17 protein-coding genes are annotated in these 19,095 nt (G+C 57.6%); 10 read left to right on the forward strand and 7 right to left on the reverse strand.

The annotated features are described in order from the left end of the window. Positions 1–65: 65 nt before the first annotated feature. The 3 genes from ospF to ACW55A_RS21405 form a co-directional block, all read right to left on the reverse strand. Positions 66–869 (reverse strand): type III secretion system effector phosphothreonine lyase, encoded by an 804-nt coding sequence (gene ospF / locus ACW55A_RS21395; RefSeq protein WP_455809692.1) that lies wholly within the window; start codon positions 867–869, stop codon positions 66–68. Between the two features lie 166 nt (positions 870–1,035). Further along, complete coding sequence (locus ACW55A_RS21400) at positions 1,036–2,319, reverse strand: cellulase family glycosylhydrolase (protein WP_498811583.1); 1,284 nt, start codon at positions 2,317–2,319, stop codon at positions 1,036–1,038. A gap of 108 nt (positions 2,320–2,427) precedes the next feature. Then, positions 2,428–4,533 carry an NUDIX hydrolase gene (locus tag ACW55A_RS21405; protein WP_498811584.1) on the reverse strand — a complete coding sequence of 702 codons (2,106 nt, stop codon included), beginning with the start codon at positions 4,531–4,533 and terminating at the stop codon, positions 2,428–2,430. Between the two features lie 706 nt (positions 4,534–5,239). Here ACW55A_RS21405 and ACW55A_RS21410 point away from each other — a divergent pair. The 8 genes from ACW55A_RS21410 to ACW55A_RS21445 all read left to right on the forward strand — a co-directional run bounded on the left by ACW55A_RS21410 (position 5,240) and on the right by ACW55A_RS21445 (position 11,162). Beyond that, positions 5,240–6,253: a LacI family DNA-binding transcriptional regulator gene (locus ACW55A_RS21410; protein ID WP_455809690.1), complete on the forward strand. Its 1,014-nt coding sequence runs from the start codon at positions 5,240–5,242 to the stop codon at positions 6,251–6,253. A 258-nt stretch (positions 6,254–6,511) separates the two neighbouring features. Continuing rightward, the gene (locus tag ACW55A_RS21415; protein WP_498811585.1) at positions 6,512–7,300 is read left to right on the forward strand and encodes a substrate-binding domain-containing protein; all 789 of its coding nucleotides are present in this window, start codon (positions 6,512–6,514) and stop codon (positions 7,298–7,300) included. After that, entirely contained in the window at positions 7,297–8,412 is a 1,116-nt protein-coding gene (locus ACW55A_RS21420; RefSeq protein WP_498811586.1) for a phosphotriesterase family protein, read from the forward strand. The genes ACW55A_RS21415 and ACW55A_RS21420 overlap by 4 nt, the downstream gene beginning before the upstream one ends. Then, positions 8,409–9,164 carry a glutamine amidotransferase gene (locus tag ACW55A_RS21425; RefSeq protein ID WP_003430764.1) on the forward strand — a complete coding sequence of 252 codons (756 nt, stop codon included), beginning with the start codon at positions 8,409–8,411 and terminating at the stop codon, positions 9,162–9,164. Before ACW55A_RS21420 ends, ACW55A_RS21425 begins: the two co-directional genes overlap by 4 nt. A gap of 12 nt (positions 9,165–9,176) precedes the next feature. Then, on the forward strand, positions 9,177–10,307 hold the full coding sequence (locus ACW55A_RS21430; protein ID WP_058416298.1) for a M20 family metallopeptidase: 1,131 nt from the start codon (positions 9,177–9,179) through the stop codon (positions 10,305–10,307). Positions 10,308–10,494: 187 nt separating this feature from the next. Beyond that, positions 10,495–10,710, forward strand: coding sequence for a hypothetical protein (locus tag ACW55A_RS21435; RefSeq protein WP_003371213.1), 216 nt, complete (start codon positions 10,495–10,497; stop codon positions 10,708–10,710). A gap of 64 nt (positions 10,711–10,774) precedes the next feature. Next, positions 10,775–10,966 carry a hypothetical protein gene (locus tag ACW55A_RS21440; RefSeq protein ID WP_003430765.1) on the forward strand — a complete coding sequence of 64 codons (192 nt, stop codon included), beginning with the start codon at positions 10,775–10,777 and terminating at the stop codon, positions 10,964–10,966. Between the two features lies 1 nt (position 10,967). Then, positions 10,968–11,162 carry a hypothetical protein gene (locus ACW55A_RS21445; protein ID WP_003371208.1) on the forward strand — a complete coding sequence of 65 codons (195 nt, stop codon included), beginning with the start codon at positions 10,968–10,970 and terminating at the stop codon, positions 11,160–11,162. Between the two features lie 22 nt (positions 11,163–11,184). Here ACW55A_RS21445 and ACW55A_RS21450 read toward each other — a convergent pair whose 3' ends face one another. Then, positions 11,185–12,798, reverse strand: a complete 1,614-nt coding sequence (locus ACW55A_RS21450; RefSeq protein WP_003371205.1) for an ATP-binding response regulator — start codon at positions 12,796–12,798, stop codon at positions 11,185–11,187. 249 nt (positions 12,799–13,047) lie between these two features. Here ACW55A_RS21450 and ACW55A_RS21455 point away from each other — a divergent pair, with 249 nt between their 5' ends. Continuing rightward, the gene (locus tag ACW55A_RS21455) at positions 13,048–13,671 is read left to right on the forward strand and encodes a response regulator (RefSeq protein WP_498811587.1); all 624 of its coding nucleotides are present in this window, start codon (positions 13,048–13,050) and stop codon (positions 13,669–13,671) included. Positions 13,672–13,686: 15 nt separating this feature from the next. On the opposite strand, the gene ACW55A_RS21460 is transcribed toward ACW55A_RS21455, so the two are convergent. From ACW55A_RS21460 to ACW55A_RS21470, 3 genes are read right to left on the reverse strand one after another with little or no spacing between them, the layout of a single operon-like run. After that, positions 13,687–15,048, reverse strand: a complete 1,362-nt coding sequence (locus ACW55A_RS21460; protein WP_498811638.1) for a TolC family protein — start codon at positions 15,046–15,048, stop codon at positions 13,687–13,689. Then, positions 15,048–17,198, reverse strand: a complete 2,151-nt coding sequence (locus ACW55A_RS21465) for a peptidase domain-containing ABC transporter (RefSeq protein WP_455809641.1) — start codon at positions 17,196–17,198, stop codon at positions 15,048–15,050. Before ACW55A_RS21465 ends, ACW55A_RS21460 begins: the two co-directional genes overlap by 1 nt. Further along, the gene (locus ACW55A_RS21470; RefSeq protein ID WP_455809640.1) at positions 17,195–18,451 is read right to left on the reverse strand and encodes an HlyD family secretion protein; all 1,257 of its coding nucleotides are present in this window, start codon (positions 18,449–18,451) and stop codon (positions 17,195–17,197) included. The genes ACW55A_RS21465 and ACW55A_RS21470 overlap by 4 nt, the downstream gene beginning before the upstream one ends. A 357-nt stretch (positions 18,452–18,808) precedes the next feature. On the opposite strand from ACW55A_RS21470, the gene ACW55A_RS21475 reads away from it, so the two are divergent. After that, positions 18,809–19,033: a hypothetical protein gene (locus ACW55A_RS21475; protein ID WP_024662187.1), complete on the forward strand. Its 225-nt coding sequence runs from the start codon at positions 18,809–18,811 to the stop codon at positions 19,031–19,033. The last annotated feature ends 62 nt before the right edge of the window (positions 19,034–19,095 follow it).

Consider the following 19,095-nt stretch of genomic DNA (forward strand, 5'->3'; position numbering starts at 1 on the left):
TTCTTTCGACACTCACATTTCACTGTAGAAACCCCGGGCGCACGGCAGCGCTCAGAAAAACAGCCTTATCGGGCCCACGATGGTGTCAGCAAAGCCTGATGGCCAGCGCTGGACCTGGATGACCCTGAAGCCCCGTCAGAGAATGAGACCAACTGGAAAAAAGGCTCTGCCTCCAGGTTCCTGTGCTGATTGGAAGTCCCTGATCTGTTGCTTTTATGCTCATTGCGGTAAGACGCATAGCTCCAGTGCCCAGGGGAGACATCGGAGTCCGGGCGATGGCTGCTCTGCCTCACACCGGCGGCGCTCAACTCCTGTTCGATACTGCTGATCATCCCCCTCATTTTGCCCATGTACTCTGGGCTGTAGGTGTTATCTGCACGGTCAGGCTTGGCGTAGATTGTGAACTGAGCGCCCAGCGCCACACGCTGCTTTGCCGCCGGCATCTCTGCCTGCAGGCACTTCATGTCAGTCACTTTCCACGAGTCCACCGGGCTGTCGCTCGCCTGCAGTATTTTGCCTATCGCATTGAATGCGTTCGGTACATCCTCAGGCGCCACGCTGAGGTGGATCTTGTCTCCGGCAAACTCTCCCTTGCAGTTCGGCTCCAGGCGATCCATATGGATGAAGACTTCAGACCCCGTCATCTTGAAATGATTGGCGGCAGTCCAGCCACCGTGATTTTCACCCAGCGCACTTTGCGCGACGTCATAAGTGGGGGCACGGTGATTAACGGCAAAACATGTCTGTGTGTTGGCACGCACTTCGCTCTGATTCAAACGGCGCAATTCTGCACCTGCATCCTTCTTCACAGTCGGCTGGGCAATTGCCGTATTGAGTTTTAAATTGAAGGCGGGTCTGTTGATAGGCATAGCTTTTATACCTGCTACTTATCGGTCATGAAAAAAGGGGGTTGCGTAGATAGCGGCAGCCTCTGCGCAACCTCTCCAACTCGCCGCTCTGCACTGGTCGTTGGCGACCTCGCAGATAGCTGCCCGCTGAGTGGTCAACAGGCACATCAGGTTCCATGAAACAGGATCAGGAAAACTGATCGCCTTTCGAGAAACCGACATCGTGTTTGATCTTGCCGTTCTCGAACTGGTCCATCCATGGCAGCACATCGGCACCGGCCGCTTTCAGGGCGCCCATGTTGTCTTTCACGGCCTGGTTGGCGCCGTCGCGCTGTTCGAAGTTACCGCCTCCGGTCCAGTTGGCGTTACCGACTTCACCGATTTGCGGCTTGAAGCCCGCGCTCGTAAGCGCCTTGATCTCCGATGACAGACGCGAGGAGGCATCGGCACCGCTGGCGTACTCATGGATGCTGCCGATCAGGCCAGGGTTGTTGCTGCCGTTGGCGGCTTTCAACTGATCAGCGTATTTGACCAGTCCGCTTTCCCCGCCGGCTGTCAGACCACCACCCCAATTGCTGTCCTCCACCACGATGTCGCCTTTGTAACCTGCGTCGCGGGCTGACTTGATCAGCGTGCTCTGCATATCGGCCCAACCTTGAGTGGCACTCTTGCCGCCCTCATTGAACGTATCGAGTACAAAACTCGGATGGTTTCCAAGGGCAGATACCACGTTTTTGACATCGTCGGCGGCTTGTCGGAGCTTGTCGCCGGACAAGACGTTGCCACCACCGCCATTGGCGTTGTCACGAAACGTAAACTGAATCCTGACCCCTTGTTTGTCGCCGGCATCGACCATCGCCTTGAGCTTGGCCATTTGCGCCGGGTCATTGATCTGGTCATGGGTCATCTGGATACGAAGTGTTTCCCCTCCGGCATTTTTCACGTCTTCGACCATTTTTTGCGCTGCCTCAGGAGACGCAATTCGGTCAGGAACCGTATTCGCGCCGCCATGAGAACCCAAGCCAGTGTTATTGAACGGTTGGGTTTGATTTGACTGCTCAGACAGTCCTGAGTCTGGCGTCGAACTGGCAGCGCCGCCGGGAGAAGCAGAAGCTCGACCTGGCCCGGACGAAGCGGGGGACGGGTTCTCGGAAGGGTTATTTGCAGAAGAGTTACTTGCGGAAGAATCACCGAGCAAGCGTTTCAGCAGCGCCTGAATCAGCGTCGTCAACGCCTCGATCAAGTCACTTTGATCGCCCCCTCCTGCTCGTCCATTCCCGGTGGTGGCGGTTGTCGGCGCGCCATTCCCCCAACTCACCGTGTTCGGCGCGCGCCGGGTACTTTCCGGAGGAAGAAAGTGCACGGCATTGCTCGACGATTTACCTGAATAGTCCGGACTCGGAGCCTGGTTGCCCGATGAAACAGGGGACCACCCCGGGCTGTTGTTGCTTACAGAGGTATTCATACTCATTTCATTACTCCTTTTTGTGGAGGTAACGCGTTTGGGTGAACGGGTTTTTGTGCAGGGCTTCAGAAATCCTCTTTATCGTCTGTCAGCGCTCAAGCAGAGGGATATTCATTAAAAGGGGCCCTTTAGATAAGCCCGCTCTGCGTCTCGCAAGATGGCAATATCCACGGCGTTGGGTAGCAGTCTTTTGGCCTCGGTAATGTTTGCCAGCTTGACGCTTTGAGATTCAAAGCCCATATCGGACGGTGTTCCATCGATCCGTTTGGCAAGGTAATAACGAGTTCGGGATGTTGTTCGGTCGTAGTCACCGATGAAGCCGTGGAACTTCACCAGAAGCCCCGTCTCTTCGTAGACTTCCTTGAGTGCATTGGTCCTCAAGTTCAAACCGGCTTCCTGCTTTCCCTTGGGAAAAGCGTGCGTTGCGCCGAACGGGTGATTGGTCGGCTCGGTGATCCACACCCTGCCGTCGGGCTCAAAAATGATCGCTCCACTGGCGGGAGCAAGGTGCTGGGAACGCTTAAATTCCGGCTCTGTGAAGTTGACCGCCCGGGTTGTAAATCGGCGCCAGCCATCCATTGTGTTGGGGGGCGTAAATGATCTGAACGGCAGGTTGTTCATGCTGCCACGGACAACGCTGTGGGGTACAAAAACGGCTGTGGCGTATCGATCACGCCACGTATCCAAAGCGCTGGGAGACGTGGGATTTTTAACAGTGACAACATTGCCACGCTCGTTCTTTTGGCGATGAATATAAGGAAGCGTCTGCTTCATATCGACCAGCCACTTCTTCCGACTGATCAGTCTTTTACCGAGCTCAATGCGTTCGCTGTGATTGCCAGGACCATGCTCTGCGCAAAGTGCGGCAATACGCGCATCCGGTATTTTTTCTATCGCTGCAATACCCTCGCGGATGTCATTACGCTCGATGTTCCGAAAGACACGACTGGACGAATTGTCTTCACGAGACAGCATCGTGACCAGTTCCATGGGCGTGGTACCGAACTGATTACCCTTGTGCTCCCCTTGGGCGCGGAAGACCAGCGCGCCGCCAAGGTCGATGCGCACGGGTTTGTTACGGTGATTGAAGATGACATTGTCCCCCGTCAGACCGATGACATCCCAGTTCGCCAGCCAGGCATCCACAGCAAAGCCGCACTTCAACTGGCTATTTTTTGCCAGCGTATCGAGGTCTTTGGGGTTCCCTACTATCAGTTTTGAAATCAGTGCGGGCTTGCCTTTGCGGGACGCCAGCTCTATGTCAGGAACATCGATTCCTGCGGCACGGTACAGCCTGGAGGCAAGCACCTCGTTTCGAAGCCTATTGGCAGACGGGTTGGTTTTCACATACCACTTAACGCCATTGGGCGCTTGAAACAATCCACCTGGATTAGAGCCCTTGGCGCCAGAGAGTTGTTTCCATTTGTCAGTCTCGACGAGAGCGAATTCACCTCCCCTCTTGGACCGTCCTAAAACCGTCATGTCGACGACAATGAACTCACCGCTCCGGCGAGCCTGCGTAATTTCGTACCGGTTGGTGATATCCAGAATGACTTCATGTTCACTCTTGCTGGCCACCGATAACGGCAACCGGCTCTCACTGAGTGTCACCCCCTTCGCACCACTGTGGTTGAGCGCGGGAACGGCAGGCATCGCTTTCAGTACAAAAAGAACCGGTGTTTCTTTTTTCCTGTTCGCGTTCACCAGCGCAAAGCCTTGCGAAACGGCTGACACTGTCGAGGCACTGGCCACCCCGGTCGCGGTGTAAACGCCTTTAACCACGCGCAGGCCGTGAATAAGACCATGGGCTATTTCACGACTGCGGTAACCCTTGGAGGTAGTCAGTAACAGCGACGCAGTCTCATCATCCAGAGATATCCCCCGATAAAGCACTTTAGGGTGATCCGACTCGGCCAACTCAATGGAGTAGCGCGGTATGGCGGCCCTCAGGTCGGCAAATTCTTCTTCGGTTGTTTCAGAGGCCGTGTACTTCTGCAGCAGTTGCATGAACTCTTTGCCGTCTATCGAATCCAGTACGCTGTCCTGCCGCCCCGCCAAACGACACTCTTCGACAGTATTGAATTGCTCCACTGGAACCCCCTTGCCTCGCCCTCGCGAAACAAAGTTGGGCACTTTATTACTGACAGGCCCCAGTGCTGAGGTACTTTGAGCGTTTGAAAACCCAAGGTGACTGAAATTGTGTTTTACGGGATTTATCATTAAGCCCTCCTGAACGTTCGTCTTGCGGCACGCGATGAACATTCGTCCCTGGAATGACAGGCATCAGGACCGTTATCAGACTTGAATGCCATCAACCGATACTCACAAGGCAAATAGCCATTTTTCGGGTTGATCCACTCATGGATAACGCCTGCTGATAATGAACAGCCCCCAGAAAGCAGCCAGTTGCTATCACCGAGAAAATATTGAAAATAAGCAGAACTTATAATTGGCTGAACAGCATTCATCGCAAACACTCATCGCCCGCATTTACTGGAAAATTGAGTAAATGAGTGTCGCAGTGTGCTGTGCGGTTCCATTAAGCAAACAAGAGGGACTTCTTCAATGGAGAACCATCACTGTAAGTGATCGACATTCGTGGCGAATGTCTTAAAGTCAATGCAATGAATACCTAAGCTACTTGCGTGACCGTAGTGTGTGAAGTGATCAGACATAAGTCATGCGACAACATACACATAATGCGCCATATTCAGTGACGCACTAAAAGCTCCAGACCGCACACATTTGCCCGAGCAGAGCGTGTCGCCAACGTACAAAAGGTTAACGAGATCTGGCCGACCAACGCCCCACATGGATTTTTTCGACGTCACCCGCAGAGAAAATCGTCGGGCTGTTCGGGCACGCATGAGAAGATACCGGCACCTCACGTCAATGCTTCGTTTTTCAGGTATAAAATCCGACCGCCATGACCAGACCCGTAACACTTCAGGATGTCGCCAACCATGCCGGCCTTTCCAAGGCTGCGGTGTCGCGCTACCTGAATCGAAGTATCAGCCTGCCGCCGGAGACCGCGAAACGTATCGACACGGCGATCAAGGCGCTGGACTACCGGGGCAACAGTCTGGCCCGACGCCTGAGCAAAGGCGGCAGTGAGACCATCGGTCTGGTGCTGCCGGACATTGCCAACCCGTTTTTTGCCGAGCTGGCAGACGCGGCCGAGGAAGAGGCGTCCGCCAACGGGTATAACCTGGTGCTGTGTGTCACCCGCAACCTGCTTGAACGTGAAAGCACCTTTGTGCGCTGGCTGGATTCACGTAACGTCGATGGCTTGCTACTGGTCAGCAACCGTCCGGACGACGGCACGCTGGCCAGTCAGTTGGCGAGCTACCGCAATATCATTCTGCTCGACGAAGACGTTCCCGGCACCTCGCAGCCCAAAGTGTTCGCCGACAACCATCAGGGCGGTCGCCTGGCGACTGACTATCTGATCCGCCATGGCCATCGACGCATCGCTCATGTGTCCGGGCCGCCGGCCTTGATGAGTGCCCGCGAGCGCTATGCCGGCTACCGGGAAGCGCTGACGCTGGCGGGCATCGCAGAGGTGCCGGAATACCTCTGCTTTGGAGATTACAGCCGTGAGTTCGGGCGTATCGCAACCGCTCAGCTGCTCACCCTGCCCCACCCTCCGGAGGCGATTTTCGCCGCCAGTGACTTCATCGCTCTGGGCGTGCTCGATGTCCTGCGTGAGCGCAATATCAGCGTGCCCGGCGCCATGTCGCTGGTGGGGTTCGACGACGCCGTGTATGCCAGTCTGCTGACCCCACCGCTGTGTACCATCCGCCAGTCCTCCAGGGAGCTTGGCCGTCTCGGCGTGGCGCAATTGCTGCAGCGCATGGCGGGCGGCGACTGTACACAGGACGTCGTGCGCGTACCCGTAGAGTTGGTCTGCCGGGGCACGGTAGCAACGCGCAGTGACTGATTGCGGGGCAACCAGTAACACCCGGCCTTAAATCGGTGCACTGCCATCGGCATCCTGAAAAGCCGATGATTGCGGAAAACTGTGGCGCATCAAGGACGTACGGTGACTGGCAGGGATCGTGAAAAAAATGGCACACAACCTGCTTTCTCCAGTTCTCAAACCTGAAGACAAAGCTCATTTGTCTTTTTTTTGAAACGACTGGTAAACCGGTTTACCGATCTGATTTGCCGCACCGGCAAACAGACTAGGAGGATGGCAATGCTGCGTTTTAGCAAGCGTTTCACCCTGACCCTCGGCGCTGTTCTGGCCTTGGCGTTGTCACCCATCATTCAGGCCCAGACCGGCAAACGTCTGGCTCTGGTACAGGTCAACCAGCAGGCGCTGTATTTCACCCAGATTACCCAGGGCGCACAGGCTGCGGCGAAAGCTGCCGGAGCAGAGCTGGTGGTGTTCAACGCCAACGACAATCCGGCAGCCCAGAACGACGCCATCGAGGCCTATATTCAGGACAAGGTCGACGCCATTCTGGTCTGCGCCATCGACGTCAACGGTATCAAACCTGCGGTCACCGCAGCTGCGCAGGCGGGAATCCCGGTGGTGGCAATCGACGCTGTGATTAATGGCGACAATGCCGTACAGGTCGGCGTGGATATCGGTGCCAACGCTGAAAGCGTGCGCCGTGCTGGGGTGAATCATCGCGGGGTGCTACTGCGGGTCTACATGCTCAGTGGCATGGCGGCCGCCCTGGCGGGCATGATCGTCACGGCCAGGCTGGGCAGTGGCTCCTCGAATCAGGGCGAAGGTTTCGAACTGGAAGTGATTGCCGCCGTGGTCCTCGGCAGCACCAGCCTGTTCGGTGGCTTCGGCACGATTGTCGGCACACTGTTGGGGGTACTGACCATGGCAGCGATCAAGAACGGGCTGATTCTGGCCCACGTCTCACCGTTCTACACGCAAATCGCCACGGGCCTGATCGTACTATTGGCGATCTGGCTGAACACACGCATTCTACGTACCGGCCGCCCACTCGGGAGGGCTGGAGCATGAGCCTGTTTCGTCATCCTTCACCCCTTCCACTCGGCGTCGACAGCGGCCATGCCATGACGGTGCTGGGGCCAATGCCGGTCGAGCGCCTTGGCGTCACCCTGATGCACGAACACATTCTGCTCGACGCATCGGGCAAATGGGTCGCACCCAGTTGCTGCGGCGAACGGCACCTGGCCGAGCGCCCGGTGAGCATCGAACTGCTCGGCGAGCTGCACATGAACCCGCTGGTCAGCCGCGACAATTGTCAGTTGTTCGATGTCGACCTCGCGTGCGAAGAACTGCTGGAGTACCGGGCGCTGGGCGGGGAAACGGTGGTCGATCCGACCAATCTGGGCATCGGCCGCGACCCGCAGGCCTTGCAGCGGATTTCCCGTCTCACCGGCCTGAATATCATCATGGGTGCCGGTTTCTATCTGGAACCCTCGCACCCGCATTACGTGCGCGAACGCTCGGTGGAACAACTGGCGGAGCAGATCATTCATGACGTGGGCGGCGGTGAAGAGAAGCCCGAGGTGATTGCCGGCCTGATCGGCGAGATTGGTGTTTCTGCCGCGTTCACGGCTGACGAAGAAAAATCACTGCGCGCCGCAGCCCGTGCAAGTGCTGCGACCGGCGTGCCGCTCTCGGTGCACCTGCCTGGCTGGGAGCGCCTCGGCCACCGGGTACTGGACATCGTTGAGGCTGAAGGCGCCGACCTGCGCCATACGGTGCTGTGCCACATGAACCCTAGCCACAGCGACCCTGCGTATCAGCATGCGCTGGCGGCACGCGGCGCGTTTCTGGAATACGACATGATCGGCATGGGTTACTACTTCGCCGACGAGCACGCGCAGTCGCCCAGCGATGAAGAAAACGCGCGGGCCATCGTCGCTCTGATCGAGCACGGCTTCGGCTCGCAGGTGCTGTTGTCTCAGGACGTCTTTCTGAAAACCATGCTGACCCGTTACGGCGGCCATGGTTATGGCTACCTGCTGAAACACTTTGTCCCGCGCCTGCGCCGCCATGGCGTTACCGGTGAACAACTCGAAAACCTTTTGATCGACAACCCGCGCCGGGTCTTCCAGCGCGGCTTCCAGGCTCCTTTTTCATCGCAGAGGAATGCAACGTCATGAAACAGTCCGTATTGCTGGCTGGCGAATCATGGGTCAGCACGTCAACCCACATCAAGGGCTTCGATCAGTTCGACAGCGTCACCGCGCACAATGGCGCACGGCGTTTGCTTGCGGCGATGGCAGACAGCGACTATCAGATCACGCAGATGTGCGCCGATCAGGCACAGACTGACTTTCCGGCCACGGTTGAAGCACTCAGTCAGTATCAGGCGGTGATCCTCTCCGACATCGGAGCCAATACCCTGCTGCTGCACCCGGACACCTGGCTGCGTGGCAAGCGTACGCCCAACCGCCTCAAAGCCCTTCGCGAATACGTCTTGCAGGGCGGTGCATTGATGATGGTCGGCGGCTACTTCAGCTTTCAAGGCATCAACGGCGGCGCGCGCTACCGCGGAACGCCTGTCGAGGAAGTGTTGCCTGTGCGCTGCCTGCCTTACGACGATCGTGTCGAAGTGCCGGAAGGCTTTCTGCCGCAGATCAACAGCGATCACCCGATACTGCAAGGCCTGGGCGGCGAATGGCCGTACCTGCTTGGCTACAACGAAGTTGAGTTGCATCCCGAAGCTCAATTGCTGGCCACCGTCGAAGGCTCTCGGCACCCGCTGCTTGCCGCGCGCGAAGTCGGTGCCGGACGCTCTCTGGCCTGGACCAGCGACCTTTCCGAACACTGGCTGCCGGAAGCTTTTCTCGACTGGGAAGGCTATCGCCGCTTCTGGATCAACAGCCTCGACTGGCTGACCCGCCGTACCTGACCGGAGGCTCCGATGCTCGATGACCCGATAGCCCTGACCCGTGCACTGTTAGCGTTCCAGACCCTCAACCCGCCGGGCGACGAGGAAGCGTGTGCGGCTTTTCTTGCCGAGCAGCTGAGCCGCCACGGTTTTGTCTGCGAGCTGCAGCGTTTCGGTGAGCGCCGTTTCAATCTGGTCGCCTGGCTTGAGGGCGACGGCCCCGGCAAACCGCTGGGGTTCACCGGCCACCTGGATACCGTACCGCTCGGCAATGCCACCTGGAGTCACTCGCCGTTTGCCGGTGAGATTGCCGACGGCCGGCTGTACGGGCGAGGATCCAGCGACATGAAAGCGGGCATTGCCGCCTTCATCGTGGCCTGCCAGCGCAGCCGTGATTCCATTCGGCGCGGGCCCGGCGTTCGCCTGATACTCACCGGCGGAGAGGAAACCGGCTGTGACGGCGCCAAGGCACTGTGCAGTGACGCGCCCCACTTGCTCGGTGAACTGGGCGCACTGCTGATCGGAGAGCCGACGGCCAACTACCCGATACTCGGGCACAAAGGCGCGTTATGGCTGCGCTGCGCCAGCCATGGCCTGACGGCCCACGGCGCCATGCCGGAAGAAGGCGTGAACGCTATCTACCTGGCCGCCGAACACATTGGCCGCGCGCAGACCTTTGAAGTAGGCCCTGCACATCCACTCATGCGCAAGCCGACGCTGAACGTCGGCACCATCAGCGGCGGCCTGAACATCAACTCGGTGCCGGACTACGCAGCGTTCACCCTGGACCTGCGCACTGCACCGAATTTGGACCACGATGAAATTCGCGGACGGCTGGCGGCCCACCTGGGCAGCAGCGCGGAGTTGAGCACCCTGATTGATCTGCCTGGTATTTGTGCCAGCCCCGACGAGCCTTGGGTGCAACAGGTTTTTGCACGCTGCCAGGCCTTGCATGACGCTCCCCTGGAGGAAAAGGCAGTGCCCTACTTTACCGATGCTGCCGTGCTGCTCCCCGCCATCGGCTATCCGCCCACCCTTATTCTCGGCCCGGGGGAGCCCGCTATGGCGCACAAGGTCGATGAGTATTGTGAAGTCGACAAACTTCACCAATGCGTCGAGTTGTATGCCGGATTGATCGAAGACTGGACAGCCCTGCACGTGTGATGCGGAGCGTTGCGCAACTCTGCCAGTACGTGCCGTTTAGCACACCTGCACTATTTGATTTAACTGCGCACTCGTTGAGTATTGTCGCTGCCTTTAGCGCGGAACAGGCTGTGTCTGAACAGCCTTGACGAGCATCGGCTTACTTACCCGTCAGGTAGTAACTGACTCCATAAAAAGGTAATGATCCATGAATAAAGAATTGATGATGCGCGAACTCAACGAGCAGGAAATGTCGCAGATCAACGGTGGCATGAGCACCGGCGAAGGCGTTGCGGCCATTGGTGTGGTGGTGGCGGCTACCGCTCTGGCACCTGCGACTGCGGTCGGTGCCGGAGTGATACTGGCCGGTGTGGCAGCTGTCAGCGCTTTTGATGCGTTCCAAAGCTACCAGATGGCGCAATAACACGTTTTGTCATGCTGCGTGAACACTGTGCTACAGGCACTTATGCAGTACTTAGGAGAACCCTATGACATCCGATCGTTATAAGGTATTTGGGAAAGCCGTCAATTCGTCATTACTGTTCTGGCTCACAGCGGTTTCTTTTCTGATCGCCGCCAGCCTGGACTTTCAATGGAGCTACATTGGATTCGCCGGCATGTTTGCAGCTGTCGCTGTTGGCGGCCTCAGTGAAAACGCTCATAGCGACCAGGAGAGTTGACATGATGTCCCGCCCCCTAGAAACCATTAACACCCATGAACTGACAGATGCCGAATTGCAGCGGGTGTCCGGTGGTGCCGATTTCACCATCATGCCGGTACCCGGTGTTGGCGTGATCAAGCCTGATCCGGTCTGCGTCTATCCATTCCCTGACGTGCCTCCACCGTCAGACATTCGTGGGCCATTCATTGGTTGATGCCCTGTGTGCCCTGGCCAGATCAGGGCACATTCACCCGCCTCTCCCGAACCGACAACAGGTTCAGGCGCAATTCCGATGGTCGCAGCGGCTTGGACAGTACGGACACTTCCGCGCCATGCAACGATTCAAGAACGACGTCCATCTCTCGCCCGGTGACGATGAGTGCCGGTACGTCCCAGCCTCGGGCAGCCCTTATGCTTTCGATGCAATCAAGGCCGTTGGCCGTCGTACCCAGATCATAATCGGCGACGATGATGTCGCAATTGGTAGTCAGGCCCTCGGCTGAAAGCGCGGTCTGGACTTCGCACCCCCATCGTTCCAACAATGCGGCGGTGGCCATCAGCACGTTGCGGTCGTCTTCCACCAGACAGATCCTGACGCCTTTCAGCAGGCTGTCGCCCAATGGTTTTCTGCGCACAGGCTGTACCGGAGCACTCACTTCTTCAAGTCCGTGAATGGTCACCGTGGTGCCGCGGTTGACCCGCGAATCGATAGTGATCTGTACTTCCAGAATCTGACTGAGTCGCTTGACGATGGACAACCCCAGCCCTACGCCTTCCACGTCCTTGTCGCGCACATGCCGGATACGGTAAAACTCGTCGCAGACTTTGGGCAGATGCTCCGCCGCAATGCCACGCCCCTGATCGTGCACGCTGATCGACAAGCCACCGTTGCGGCGACGCACACCGATCAGCACCGGGTGCTCGGGGGCATATTTGAGTGCATTGGACAGAATGTTCTGCACCATCGTGGCAAGCAATGTGGCATCGACTCTGACCCAGCGTCGACAAGGCCGGACTCTCAACTCCACGCCGGCCCATCGGGCAGCCGCCGTATTTTGCTGCACGATTTCATTGAGCATGTCGCCCAGATTGACCACGTCCGACTTGGCCGACACCTTGCCGCTGTCAAGCGTGTAGATATCCAGAATCGAGCGAAACAACTGCGAAAGGTTGTGCAGGGAACGATCGATGTTGTCGACCAGTTGCCGTTCGTATTCGCCAAGCGGGCTGGCGCGCAGGCACGCAGTGAACATGCCGATGGAGTGAATGGGCTGGCGCAGATCATGGCTCGCCTGGGCGAGAAAACGCTCTTTTTCACGGTTGGCGACAGTCGCCTGCTCTGACGCCTGCCGAGCCCTTACCAACAAAATGTGAGCGTAGCCGGGCACCAGAATTGTGACAGCGATCAGCATCAGCACCACAAATGGTTGCGCCTGCCAGTAAGGCGTCAATTGATAGATGATCAATATCGCCAGCAGCGCGAGCGAGGCTGCAATCGCCAGATAACGCGAGCCGAAGCGCATACCGTTACCCAGGGTCACCCAGACCATCACACTGAAAATCGGCAGCGTTGCTTCACCACCCACGACCAGGCCGACGGAAATTGCGGTGTAGTCATGCACCATCCCGAAGACACGGCGCACCGGAAACACACCCGGGTAAGTGATGATGTGCTGGCGCAGAATCAGAGACACCACCAGAAAGGCGACGTAATAGAGAATGATCGGTTGATACTTCGCTACATCGAGCCCAGGCAGAAACCCCACCAGCGACACATAGATGATCGCGCAGGTTGCCACGATCAGCCTCAGCGTTGCCTGATCCCGTTCAGCGTTTTTCCGGTCGTCCATCAACGCACCTCGATTTACTGCGAACTCATACCGCTTGGGATCGTGCGCAGTACAGGCTTGTGGTGTGCCATTTTGCACGGCAACTTAATTACACTTCAGTCGCCACCATCATCTGATTGGCGTCCTGCAAACCGGCCTTTCCAGAGTGTCGCGGCAGCGCGTAAATAATGACTCTAATTTTGTATCACAGGCGATACATATTGTTGCTATCGAGTATGATAACCCGACTAAAAATTCGGAAGCAGAGGCATGGCGTGCAGAATCATAGTGGCTGACGACCACCCCTTATTTCGCGAAGGCATGTTGCGCACCATCGAACGTCTACTGCCAGAAGCACTCATTGAGCAAGCCGGCAATTTCAATGAAGTGCTGACGCTGGCGCGCTCCGGTGACGAAGTTGACACACTGATTCTCGACCTGCGCTTTCCCGGTCTGGAGTCGATGCACACCATCGCCGAACTGCGCAATGAGTTCCGACGCACCTCGATCATCGTGGTCTCGATGATCGATGATCCGGAGACCATCTCCCAAGTCATGTTGAACGGCGCTGATGGCTTTATCGGCAAGAACATCGACCCGCAGGAAATAACCGACTCCATCGTCGCTATCCGTCAGGGCGAAGTCGTCGTCAAGTACAAGTCTGAAGGATCAATTTTCAACGAATCGGCCGTTAATGCGCTAAGCCCTCTTACTGCCCGTCAGAAACAAGTACTTGGCCTGGTGGCTGCCGGTAAAACCAACAAGGAAATCGCCAAGGATCTGGGTATCTCGCCTTTCACTGTGCGTATACATGTTTCTAGCCTGCTCAAGGTGCTGGGCGTGTCCACCCGAGCGGCCGCCGCAGCGCAAATCTCCAGCCTGGCGATCAAGTAAGTGCTTGAAAAACGTTCAGTCGTCGATGTTCAGACTGCCAAGGTCAGATGCCAGTTGCAGCTTGGCGTTATGCCAGTTGACCAACGATTCCACACGTTTCTGAGTCGCTGAGGCCAGATCATTCTGCGAGCGCAGAAGCTCGAGAATACTGCCCACCCCGGCTTTGTAACGCCCTTGGGCAATTTCATAAGACTTGCTCGCACTCTCGACAAACAGACGACTGATGGCCAGTGCCCGGGTTCTGGATTCCAGCGCCTGCTGACTCTTCCAGACGCTCAACGCAATACTGTTTTCAACCTCATGCAACGCCTGTTCGCGAGCAGCGCTTTCGTAACTGGCAGCCTTCGCCCTGCGCCGATTGAGAAAGCCATCGAAAATCGGCACCGTGATTTGCACACCGATTGTCCAGGTGTCTATCTCCTGACGGGTGGAAACCTGCTCGATGGGCGTATCCTGGCGACTGTAGTTATTGAACAGCGAGATGGAGGGTCGGCTCTGAGCTTTCGCCTCATCAACTCTTGCCTGACTCGCCGCCCAGTCCGCACGGGCTTTTTCTATAGAGGGATGCAGCGCCCTGGCCTGCTCCATCAATGCATTGACGTCCCCCAGAAACGCTACGTCCTCACTGCCCGGCTCATCCAACGCAACCAGTTTGAGCGGGGCACCGGGTGATAACCCGAGCTGGCTGGCCAATTCGCCGCGCGCCGCTGCCAGGTCGCCTTCCGCCATCACTCGATCCAGCTGCGCTTCGGCAAAATCGGATTGTGCCTGCAGACGATCAGTCTGCTCACCGGCGCCAGCACGGTATTTCGCGTCAGCAGCTTTCAAGCTGTTGTCGGCAAGACGTTCTGCACTGACTTTGGCCTGCAACAGCGCGGTGTTGGCCTGCACTTGGTAAAAGACTCTGGCGGTGGCAAGCATCGACTTCTGCACTTCCTCAATGCGGCTGCTACTGGCGGCGTTCAATAATTGCCGGGCACTTTCGACTTTTGCGGCGCGAAGACCGAAGTCAAAGAGCACCCAGCTCATGTTCACGCCGTAGATGCTGGTACTGGCGTTCAGCCTTGAATTGGCTTCGGAGAACCCCGGATAACGCGTGGTCTTGCCGGCCCGGCCTTTTTGAAACTGCCCTTCCACGGTCGGGTAGTAGGCCGAATGCTCGGCGTCCATCTCCGCTTGACGCGCCAGCTCGGTCAGCCACGCTTCACGCAACTTGGGATCGGCACACAACGCGACAGACACCGCCGTCGCGAGGTTCAGGGTGTCGGGAAGCCGACTGGAACCAGGGCACGCCGGTACGCGGTTATCCGCCATGCACAGCGACGCCAGCAACATACCGGCGACGCTCGACAAGGCCCATTTGCCGACACGGCGCATCACGGCTCGGAGCCCTGCGCTGAAGGCTCTCCGAGCACGGGGCCGTCGTAGGCAATTCGACCATTGGCCAGCGCCACGACCCGATCCGCCGATCGAATGGTTTCCGGTCGGTGGGCGACAATGATCCGGGTGATGTTCAGCGTCTCAAGCGCCTGATTGACCGCCGCTTCGCGAGTAATGTCCAGATGGCTGGTCGCTTCATCGAGAAACAGCAACTGCGGTCTTTTATAAAGCGCCCGGGCCAGCAATACCCGCTGCTTCTGACCGCCGGACAATACAGTCCCCATGTCACCCACCAGCGTGTTGTAGCCCATCGGCATCTGTGCGATGTCATCGTGGACAGCGGCCAGCCGTGCACACTGCTCAATCCATTGCTGGTCGGCACTGGTCTCGAAAAAGCTGATGTTGTCGCCAATCGACCCGGCGAACAGCACATCATCCTGAAGTACCGTGCCGGTCAGGCGCCGCAGCCTGCTGACATGATCAGGCCCGACCGGCTGTCCATCCAGCAGAACACTACCGGCGCTGGGTGCCAGGATGCCGAGCATGACGTTGAGCAAAGTACTTTTGCCGCCACCCGACGGACCGACGATGGCGACCGACTCGCCAGCGCGAACATGGATCGACACACCATCCAGCACGTAAGGTTCGTACTCGGAATAGCGAAAGCGTACATCACGTACTTCAAGGCTGGGCACGTTCTCACTGCTGGCGTCATCCGACCCATCCAGTCCCGAAACCGGCTCGGCGTCCTGCAGCACAATGTCGGCCAGGCGCTCACCATGCAGGCGCAGCATGATCACGTCGACGATCTTGTCGATCAGCGCGGCGACGCGGCCGTTGAACTGCTCTTTGTACGAGTTGAATGCAATCAGCATCCCGGCACTGAACTGCCCCTCCAGCACCAGCGTGGCGCCCAGCCAGATCACAATGATCGTCACCAGCCCGAACAGTACGCCGTTGAAGGTGCGATAAGCCAGTTGCAGTTTCTGGGGGTGCAAGCCAGCGTTGATTTCCTCCACCAGCAAGGCGCTCCAGGCGCTGCAACGCTGCTCAGGACGATTGAAAAGCTTGATGGTGCGCACGCCGCGCACGCTTTCCAGAAAGTGTGATTGTTGACGAGCCGCATGGACCAGCTGATTCTCGCTGGCACGCCGCAACGGCCCGAACCATGCCCAGCGCGCCAAGGCATAAATCACCATCGCCACCACGGCTACCAACGCCAGTTTAGGGCTGTAAGCGATCATCAGTCCCAGCGTAATGACCGTCATCAGCCCGTCGAGTATGGCTTCAATGAACGACGTGGTGACTGTCTGCTGGATCGACTTCAGAGAGCCGAAGCGCGAGACGATATCGCCAAGATGGCGGCGCTCGAAAAACGCTACTGGCAAACGCAGCAGATGAGTGAACACATTAATCTGCCACTGCGCGCCGAGCATTGTACTCAGGTACATAAGCGCCCACCCACGGGCCAGCGCAACGGTATGCTGCACGATCAACAGAATGCCGAAGCCGATGGCCAGCACCGCCAGCAGATCCAGATCAGCGCTGACCAGCACCTTGTCGATCACGGTCTGCATGAAAAACGGGCTGAGAATAGTGCACAGCTCCAGCGCCAGTGCCAACAGCAGCACGTGGGTGAGCACCCGGCCAAACCCGTGCACTCGCCCCAGCAACTTGCGCAACGAAATCGGCGGCCGGGCAGCCACTGGCTGGAAATCACTCTCGGGCCACACCTCCAGCGCCACGCCGGTAAAGGCCGCCGACACCTCATCCAGCGACAGCTTGCACAGGCCACGCGCAGGATCGTGCAGCACCACGCCGTACGCCGTAACCTCCCTGAGCACCACGAAGTGATTAAAGTTCCAGTGCAGCACACAAGGCAGTTGCAGTTGACTCAGCGCACTCAGTTCAACGCGCAATGCCCGGCTGCCAAGCCCGAGTTGCGCGGCCATGCTGATCAGTTGCTTGAGGTTCACGCCTTTCATCGACGGCGAAAGGCGCTTACGCAGAGAAAAAAGGTCGTTGTGCTGTCCATGGTAACGGGCAATCATGGCCATGCACGCCAGACCGCATTCAGTGGCTTCGGTCTGCAACACCACCGGCAGTTTGGTTCCAACCCCGAAAGTGAACGCATTTTTGAGGTTCAAAGGCGTTTTCCTATTCCGCGCAAAGGCTCGAGCAGCCACTCATAGAGCGGCAGCTTTTCCTGCATGATGTCGGCGTCAAGCTGCATGCCGGAGCGCAAGCGCTCGCGTTTGCCCTGACCCTCGATGAGTTGTGACGCCAGCGCGACCGTGACCCGATAGAAAGGGCCTTGCTCGCGCATCTGCTCGGAAACATTGCCCAGCGTCATGACTTCCTCAGCAGGCAATGCAGTACGTGAAATCGACGACACCCTGCCCGGCTGCAGGCCAAAGCGCTGATAGGGATAGGCTTGATAACGCAACATCACGGTATCGCCGGCGCGCACAAAGCCCACCGAGCGACTGGGGAGATACAACTCCGCGTGCAGCTTTGCATTGGCAGGCACGATGCTCAGCAGCGGCCGCGCACTGTCGACCCGTGAGCCGTTGGAGACCGCGATGGCGGTTGCCTCACCGGCCGTTGGTGCAGTAATCAGGACCTCCCGTTTGGTTTCACTTTCGACCAACTGGTCCTGATTCTCGGCCAGCCTGCGTTGCAGATCGGCCAGTTGCTTGCTGTGGTTGAACGGCAACTCGACCAGCTCCGCGCGCAGCCTGGTGCTTTCGGCGCGCACTGTCAGCAGCGAGCGATTCAGCTCTTCACCACGCAGGCGCATGTCCAGCACGGCGTCTTCTTTTTCCTGAAGCTGATCACGGGACACATAATCCTGGCGTTGCAGGTTGGCGTAGCGTTCGGCAATCCCTTTGGTTAACGCCAGCCGCTGACGCGCCAGGTCGATTTGCGCGAGTATTTTCTGCTGTTCGGTTTCCAACGCTTCGACTTGACGCTTTTTGCCTTCCAACTCCTGCTGATGCAGGGCCAGGGTCTTGTCGATCTCCTGAGTCAGGCTTTCCTGACGTCGTTTGATCGAGAGGCTGATCGCCCGTTGCGCACCGCCCGCTTCGCCGTTTTGCGTATCGCTGGACAACGCCATCAACACAGCGTCGGCATTCACCGGCTGCCCTTCGCTGATGCCCAGGTTGTTGACCACCCCGGCTTGCGGCGCATAAATCCTGATCAGACCTGTTTCAGGCAGCACCACACCGCTCGCCGCCGTACGTTTGGTGTATGTAGCGAAAGTCAGAAACAGCCCCATGCAGATGCAGAACAGTAGCGCGACGGCGGCTGCCAGGCGCATCGATACCGGGCTGATCAACAAGACCGTACCCAGCGTGCTGCGCTTCTGAGCGGCGAGCGCTTCAGGTCGAAAGAGCATAAATATGCATCGCGTCGATCATCAGGAATGCGCCATAAGAAACCACAGGGCTCGACAGTATTTAAAGAGAGGGGCGAATAGAAGCCGGACAGTTTCATATAGCCGTCACATGAGTAACGGGCAAACCCTGCACCGACCGACTGAACGTCACCGTATTTAAAGCGCGACGTATTAAAGCGTTGGCGACCGACCACCTCAATAGCACACATGAACTAGTCGCCAAAAGACAGCGGCACAGATAGCTCATGTGTACTATTGCTACTCGCGTCAGGGGATGATTTTAATAACGCTCTCTGCCGTAGGTCGCTGCTACGGAAGACTTGACTTTTCAATGACCCGCTTAGAGGAAATGACGCGATGACTCAAGCAATTAACCCAAAAAAAGCACACGAAACGCTTCATACCGGTCAGGCAGTTCGACTGTTGAACGAGGCAGAGCTGGACTGCGTGGGAGGCGGTATTGAGTTCAGTGCTTTTGGTTATACCTTCGCAGGCGGCGAGTCGTTTGCCCCCGGCTATAACTACGCCTCTATCACCAACTCGCGCGGTATTCCAATTTATTACACCACCTGGCAGAACTGATAAGGCCATCGCATGCAAGTGACAGGACCCGGACTGCCTCCGGGTTCCGTACTCACGAACAT

It is taken from the genome of Plantibacter cousiniae (nom. nud.) (genome assembly GCF_977070315.1).

Bases quoted from the DNA above. Each gene is read 5' to 3' on its own strand.
- ACW55A_RS21445 (WP_003371208.1), top strand. From the start codon at position 10,968: ATGATGTCCCGCCCCCTAGAAACCATTAACACCCATGAACTGACAGAT.
- ACW55A_RS21425 (WP_003430764.1), top strand. From the start codon at position 8,409: ATGAAACAGTCCGTATTGCTGGCTGGCGAATCATGGGTCAGCACGTCA.
- ACW55A_RS21435 (WP_003371213.1), top strand. From the start codon at position 10,495: ATGAATAAAGAATTGATGATGCGCGAACTCAACGAGCAGGAAATGTCG.
- ACW55A_RS21415 (WP_498811585.1), top strand. From the start codon at position 6,512: ATGCTGCGTTTTAGCAAGCGTTTCACCCTGACCCTCGGCGCTGTTCTG.
- ACW55A_RS21470 (WP_455809640.1), bottom strand. From the start codon at position 18,451: ATGCTCTTTCGACCTGAAGCGCTCGCCGCTCAGAAGCGCAGCACGCTG.
- ACW55A_RS21455 (WP_498811587.1), top strand. From the start codon at position 13,048: ATGGCGTGCAGAATCATAGTGGCTGACGACCACCCCTTATTTCGCGAA.
- ACW55A_RS21405 (WP_498811584.1), bottom strand. From the start codon at position 4,533: ATGATAAATCCCGTAAAACACAATTTCAGTCACCTTGGGTTTTCAAAC.
- ospF (WP_455809692.1), bottom strand. From the start codon at position 869: ATGCCTATCAACAGACCCGCCTTCAATTTAAAACTCAATACGGCAATT.
- ACW55A_RS21410 (WP_455809690.1), top strand. From the start codon at position 5,240: ATGACCAGACCCGTAACACTTCAGGATGTCGCCAACCATGCCGGCCTT.
- ACW55A_RS21420 (WP_498811586.1), top strand. From the start codon at position 7,297: ATGAGCCTGTTTCGTCATCCTTCACCCCTTCCACTCGGCGTCGACAGC.
- ACW55A_RS21450 (WP_003371205.1), bottom strand. From the start codon at position 12,798: ATGGACGACCGGAAAAACGCTGAACGGGATCAGGCAACGCTGAGGCTG.
- ACW55A_RS21440 (WP_003430765.1), top strand. From the start codon at position 10,775: ATGACATCCGATCGTTATAAGGTATTTGGGAAAGCCGTCAATTCGTCA.
- ACW55A_RS21460 (WP_498811638.1), bottom strand. From the start codon at position 15,048: ATGCGCCGTGTCGGCAAATGGGCCTTGTCGAGCGTCGCCGGTATGTTG.
- ACW55A_RS21430 (WP_058416298.1), top strand. From the start codon at position 9,177: ATGCTCGATGACCCGATAGCCCTGACCCGTGCACTGTTAGCGTTCCAG.
- ACW55A_RS21475 (WP_024662187.1), top strand. From the start codon at position 18,809: ATGACTCAAGCAATTAACCCAAAAAAAGCACACGAAACGCTTCATACC.
- ACW55A_RS21400 (WP_498811583.1), bottom strand. From the start codon at position 2,319: ATGAGTATGAATACCTCTGTAAGCAACAACAGCCCGGGGTGGTCCCCT.